Below are 5,666 nucleotides of genomic sequence, written 5' to 3' on the forward strand. Positions count from 1 at the left end.
CAGCCGAAGACGTTGTTCAGACGTTCCTTAACACTTGTTACGTGGTTTGACTTAGGACAAAGAACCATAACCTTATAAAAGCCATCCCCAATTATCTGAATACCATGATATTGAAACCAGTGTTCTCCTCCACACGCGCACTGGAAATTATCATCGTACATGGACATATTCATCCGGTGCTTAGTAATCTTACCAAAATCCGCTACAAAGTCCTTAAAGCTCAACATCTTCATTCGACACCCCTTGGGTAAACTGTCATTTGTAGTTATTTTTTTATGAAATCTTCGGTGCGGCGCTCGATGCAATTTTTAGGGGCTAAGAGCTGCTGACCGAACTTTTGCAGGTGCTTGTTCCCACATCTGCACAAGCTTGTCGGATACCGCGACTTGCTGCTCTACAAATGATGCGCCTTCACGTTCCATGGCTCCGGCTAGGTAGACAAGGCTTCGAAAGGTGTCTGTGTCGCCGAGTACAGCCCAGAGGAAAGTTTGAGGAACCCCTTTTCTCATTGCCCCTTTCTGAATGACCTCGACGAAAATTTGGTTTTCATCGTTGTCTCCGGCCCATGAAGGAACGTGCTTGGCGCCAGAACCAACTTCGCGTTCAGCTCTGCGTTCATTGCCATAATGTATTCGGGATTTTGCGTTCAGATAGCTTTTGAATACAGCAAAGGCGACGTAAGCGATTATCGAAATACCAGCAGTGGGCCATGCGAGCAGGAGCGCCACAAGAAAGAGAATAACCATCAGAATGGCACCCAATCTTGCGTGCTTCGATCAAATTTCAGGGTGGTAATCGGACCTCCGGAACCCGCCGGAGTGATTTCAACGACAACTTGGCTATCCGTGGCCATTAGTGCTTTCGCCTTCGCATCGTCGAGGTCAGCGCAGCGGACGGGAGGACCGTTTCCAATCGTAATTAAAATTAAGTCGGCCATTCGTAGCGACACTCCATATTGGTTATATATTTGGTTTATCGTAATATTTCCTGCTTCTTGCAATAGGACAAGAATGCAGCGCCAGGGCTCTTCGGTGGGTTGCCTTTGGCCGTTTCGCTCTTGGCGAACGCCAGCCAGTCAGAGCGCATAGCATAGTAATCCCTGCCCTTGTCCCTGGCGATGCCACGCGCCTTGTCCTCGGCCCATTCCGGCAATCGGATCTCGGGCGAGAGGTCGCTCTGTGGTGAGCGCGGACGGAAGATCACCAAGTCATCTGTGGTCAACTCCATGCGGTAGAACGGCGTGTGATCGTCCTCGATGATCTGGCGGATGTTCAGCCGGAACTTCTTCAGGGGGGCGTTGCTGCCGGTCTTTTCCTGAAGCTTGGCGAGGCCGATGTGCCATTTTGACTGGCTACCGCAGTGCTTGCGGCCGATCTCATACAGGCGGCGTTCCAGCGGGCGGCGCAGGCGGAAATAGTCGTTCGAGATCGTTATGACATCGTTGGCCTCAATCGCCCGCATAAACCAGTCAGACAGGACGACTTCGCAATAATCGAGCCGCCATATCCCTTCTTCCTGCATGACGAATCCGGCCTCGTCCACGAGGCTGAAAATCCGGACTTCACGCTTGCCGCCTGTGCGGATCGTCGTGGTGAACTGTGTCCCCTGTAGCCGTTTGAAGGCTTGCTCCAGCCGCTTGTAGTGGTTGCCCCCAATGGGACGGTTTGTGGAGATGGACAGCTCGCGGGCGCTGAACCGGACGCGCTTCCCGATCTTCTCGCCCCGGTTCTTCATGTGCATCAACTGGCTGATGCAGAAGATCAGAATATCCTTGTCCTTGATGGTGGGAAGGCCAAGGCCGGAGGGGACAATTTCCAGCCTGTTTTCGCCGTTCTGGTAAACCAGATGCCGCATGTCCGGCTTGGTCGCCAGGGAGAACAGGGGGTGCTCCATCGAGGCGGTGTCGTCCTTAGGGACGACATCCGCGATATCGAGGATGAAGAAGTCTTTCTGGGGGTGTCTATCCGGGAGCAAAGGCATGCTCACAGGCTACGGGAAATTTGACCCATCAGGAACCCCAAATTTGACCTATCAGGAACCGCGCGGGGTTCGCACTATCGGGAACCAAAGTTTGACCCATCAGGAACCCCCAAGAGGCGATTTTTCGTTTGACCCTTTCGGAACCAGAATTTGACCCTTTCGGAACCCACGTTTGACCCTTTCGGAACCCTGTGGATAGTTTCCTTTTATGGTATCAGTGAGTTAAGGGCGATTTTTGGCCCCGTAACATACTCCGTAGGTAACACTATTAACACTAGGCGTTGCCTGTGGATTATTCGCTGATCTGGAACACGCAGAACTTACCGTTCTGCTGATCGGCGATGAACCCATCCTGCCGGGTGCAGGCCCAATCCAGCCCCATGAGCTGGACACTGTCCGCAAAATCCCGGCCCAGGTAGTAATCGAACACTACCACGGAAACCAAAGCGCCCGTGGCAAGCCCTGTAAGGGCTGAGAAAGCCATCAGGAGCCAGACGTTGCGCCTACGGGCCAGAACCGTGCTTGAGGCCGCTCTACGGGCCTCTGAGAGGCTGCGCACGGCATCATCAACCTTCTCCTGCATCTCACGGGCGGTCTGATCCAGAGAATGGGCCAGACGGGACGCGCCTTCCCTGCCCCCTTGCGAGGCTGCATTCTGGACCCCCGCGATTTTTTCCGCGCTATCCTCCAGTGCGGCTTGCAGGTGCTTGAGGCGTTCTTCCGTGATCTGGCGCTTCTTCACATCGGCGATCTCGACCCGCAGCAGGGTAAGGGTATCAGTCAGGGTCTTGATGGGGTCGTTGCTCATGCCTGGTCGTCTCCGATGAATTTCCGCAGCTCATCCAGCAGGGGTTCCGCGTCCTGTTTGTCCACGGCCCGCGTCAGCGAGGTTTCCAGCAACCGGACCAGGTAGCGGGCCAGCTTTTTGTCCTTGAAGGCCGCAGGGATGATGGTCGCGCCGACGATGATCTTTCGGCGAGTGTCTTTTGTCCGTTTTTTGGTCTTGAGCCTCTGGACCCTGTTTTCGGCCTCGGCGATTTGCTGGTCGATGGTTCGGGGCATCAGAGTTGCGAGGTCCTGTTCTGGGTGCTACGGTAGAAACACTTTAAGTGCTCACTTATACATTGCCAAGGCAATGTGTGAGATCTCAACGGGGTAAACCCCAAGGCGACGCCATTCCCCTTTGCCGCTCGCGGCAACATGGGGCGGCGCTTCGCCCGCCCCAAACCCCACCAGACCAGGGCATTGCCCTGGACCAACCGCACAGGCTCACCCGCTCCGATGGCGATCTATCATTTCTCCGCAAAGATGATCTCCCGCAGCACGGGGCGCAGTGCCGTTGCCGCCGCCGCCTACCGGACAGCCGAGCGCATCGAGGACCACCGCCAAGGTTTGGAGCATGATTACTCCAACCGCACCGGCGTCCTGCACACCGAGATCCTCGCCCCTGACGGCACACCCGAAGCCCTGAGGGACCGAGCAACCTTGTGGAACGCCGTCGAGCAGGTGGAGCGGCGAAAGGACGCCCAGCTCGCCCGCGAGGTGACGGTCGCCCTTCCCCACGAGCTGACGGACGCACAACGGACCTCTCTGGTGCGGTCCTTCGTGCAATCCGCCTTTGTCGATCGGGGCATGATTGCGGATGTGGCTTTGCATGCCCCTGGAAGGGAGGGGGATGAGCGCAACCACCACGCCCATATCATGCTGACTACCCGTTCCATCGGCGCAGACGGCTTTGAGGGCAAAGACCGCTCATGGAACAGCAAGGAGCTGCTGGAGGACTGGCGCGAGAGTTGGGCCGATCATGCCAACGCCTATCTGCGCGAGATCGAGGTCGGGCGTGAGATCGACCATCGCAGCCTTGATGCACAGCGAGAAGAAAAGCTGGACTTCAAGGAGCGGGCGCTTGAGCGGGGCGACACCAAGACCGCTCACGAGCTGGAGATTGAGGCCGTGGAGCTGGACCGCGATCCCCTGCCGGATATTGGCTGGAAGGCGTGGGGCATGGAGCGGCGCGGCATCCAGACCACCGCTGGCGATCTGTGGCGCGATGCTTACGGGCGGCTGGAACAGGTCCGCGAGGTTGTGTCCGGTCTGCGCGAGCGTTTTGCCGAGACCTACGCCCGTGTGCTGGAGGTGGCCGAGCATTCCCTGAACGGGTTGGCCGAGGCGTTGCGCGGGGCGGATTTTTCGACGCTTGAGGCCGCGCATGAGCAGGTCAGAGAACGGGACAGAGAGGTAGAGCGGAGCATTGAGAACGAGCGCGATATCAGCCGTGAAAGGGATGATGGGTTCAGCTTGTGACCATCATGCCTGTTTGCGCGGCCTGCCGCCCTTGCGGCCATTTTCACGGGCGGCGGCGGCTTTCGCTGGCGATTTGGCCTGCCCTGCCCGCCGGGCCATATAGGCTTTGGTTCCGAACAGTCCCGCCAGCAAGCCGGGGATGGACAGGTCCACATCGAGGGCTTCCCAATGCAGGCCGTAACCAGCACCGAGGATTTCAACCGCGGCGAGGTCTTCGTCCTTTGCAGTCTCCAACCCCTGCGCCACACGGGGTGGAAAGGCGAAGGTGCAGCCGTTGGTTAGATCGACGATGATACGGCTGTTTCGCTTGTCATAGCGCACTGCATCCGCGCGCGGCTCGGTCTGCTGCGCGATGTGGCCACGCTCAATGGCGGCATTGATTTCAGAATCTGTCATTTCAACCATGGATTTCCCTCCATCTGGCAAGAAACGCCTCTTGCTGGTCCTGGACGATCTGCACGGCCCGTCGCACATCGTTCCCCTTCATGCCCTGGGCCCAGACAAGAGCTGGAGCCCCGTCAGGCCCGATCAGATTGATCTTGACTTGCCCATCACCGAACACATGCACATGGGCCGGCTCATGATCGTCTGTGAAGATGATGACGCGCAGACCATGCGCTCGGTATATGGTGACCATAACTGAATTTAACCTATCATGATGGGTTTTTCAAGAGACTTGCAAACCGCCTATTGGCGGGTGTTTCCGATGTGTGTATCCTGAACGGCAAGAAAACCAAGGGGAAACCCCCGTGAAATACAGGCGGAAACACCATGAAACTGACACTTGGACAGGCGGCGAAAACCGCGAAGCGTTCAAAGGGCACGCTGTCAAAAGCCCTTAATTCAGGCGGCATATCTGCCGAGAAGGACGACAAGGGCCGCTGGCAGATTGATCCGTCAGAGCTTTCCAGGTGGATGTCCGCGAACCCGTTTCCGAACAGTCCTAAAAACCAATCGGAAACCCCGGAGGAAACGCATGAAAACAGCGCCTTGGGCGTCGAAGTTAAGATGCTTAGAGAGCGGATCGACGCCATGACCGCCGAGCGCGACAGGGAGCGCGGCCAACTCGTCGATCAGATTGAGGATTTGCGCACTCGCTTGGATGGTGCAGAGGCTGAGCGGGCGCGTCTCAATGCACTTCTGACCGATCAGCGTGAGGTTTCCACTGCATCAGTTAAGCGCGGTTTTTGGGGAAGGGTTTTAGGAAAGTAGATACCTCAGCTTCCTGGGGTATTTTGTTCCTCTAGGAGAGCTGGGCTGCCGCCCTCGTAGCCGCAAGCAAAAGTTCATCCTCTTGCCCAACCACTGCGGCACCCGCCAAACTCTCAAAACCTCTAAAGCCGAAACCGAGCCTCGTTTTGATTTTAAGGAAAGTCTGAAAA

At 56.8% G+C, this 5,666-nt stretch carries 9 protein-coding genes; 2 read left to right on the forward strand and 7 right to left on the reverse strand.

Annotated elements, in window-relative coordinates; all coding sequences use genetic code 11:
• From C6W91_RS20615 to C6W91_RS20635, 5 genes are all read right to left on the reverse strand, one after another.
• The coding region (locus C6W91_RS20615) for a hypothetical protein (protein WP_370571538.1) at positions 1-233 on the reverse strand (233 nt) is incomplete at its 3' end.
• Between the two features lie 75 nt (positions 234-308).
• Positions 309-746, reverse strand: coding sequence for a hypothetical protein (locus tag C6W91_RS20620; RefSeq protein ID WP_370571539.1), 438 nt, complete (start codon positions 744-746; stop codon positions 309-311).
• Positions 747-972: 226 nt separating this feature from the next.
• Positions 973-1,980, reverse strand: a complete 1,008-nt coding sequence (locus tag C6W91_RS20625) for a replication initiator protein A (RefSeq protein WP_370571540.1) — start codon at positions 1,978-1,980, stop codon at positions 973-975.
• A 292-nt stretch (positions 1,981-2,272) separates the two neighbouring features.
• On the reverse strand, positions 2,273-2,788 hold the full coding sequence (locus C6W91_RS20630; protein ID WP_370571541.1) for a hypothetical protein: 516 nt from the start codon (positions 2,786-2,788) through the stop codon (positions 2,273-2,275).
• Positions 2,785-3,042, reverse strand: coding sequence for a hypothetical protein (locus C6W91_RS20635; RefSeq protein ID WP_080459127.1), 258 nt, complete (start codon positions 3,040-3,042; stop codon positions 2,785-2,787). Before C6W91_RS20635 ends, C6W91_RS20630 begins: the two co-directional genes overlap by 4 nt.
• Positions 3,043-3,261: 219 nt before the next feature.
• On the opposite strand from C6W91_RS20635, the gene mobQ reads away from it, so the two are divergent.
• Positions 3,262-4,284 (forward strand): MobQ family relaxase, encoded by a 1,023-nt coding sequence (mobQ, locus tag C6W91_RS20640; protein ID WP_370571542.1) that lies wholly within the window; start codon positions 3,262-3,264, stop codon positions 4,282-4,284.
• Between the two features lie 3 nt (positions 4,285-4,287).
• Here mobQ and C6W91_RS20645 read toward each other — a convergent pair whose 3' ends face one another.
• On the reverse strand, positions 4,288-4,689 hold the full coding sequence (locus C6W91_RS20645; protein ID WP_370571543.1) for a DUF2442 domain-containing protein: 402 nt from the start codon (positions 4,687-4,689) through the stop codon (positions 4,288-4,290).
• Positions 4,682-4,921, reverse strand: coding sequence for a DUF4160 domain-containing protein (locus C6W91_RS20650; RefSeq protein WP_274354307.1), 240 nt, complete (start codon positions 4,919-4,921; stop codon positions 4,682-4,684). The genes C6W91_RS20645 and C6W91_RS20650 overlap by 8 nt, the downstream gene beginning before the upstream one ends.
• Before the next feature lie 134 nt (positions 4,922-5,055).
• Here C6W91_RS20650 and C6W91_RS20655 point away from each other — a divergent pair, with 134 nt between their 5' ends.
• Positions 5,056-5,496: a hypothetical protein gene (locus C6W91_RS20655; RefSeq protein WP_370571544.1), complete on the forward strand. Its 441-nt coding sequence runs from the start codon at positions 5,056-5,058 to the stop codon at positions 5,494-5,496.
• The last annotated feature ends 170 nt before the right edge of the window (positions 5,497-5,666 follow it).

The organism is Phaeobacter sp. SYSU ZJ3003 (genome assembly GCF_041300735.1).
Taxonomy (GTDB): domain Bacteria; phylum Pseudomonadota; class Alphaproteobacteria; order Rhodobacterales; family Rhodobacteraceae; genus Phycobacter; species Phycobacter gallaeciensis_A.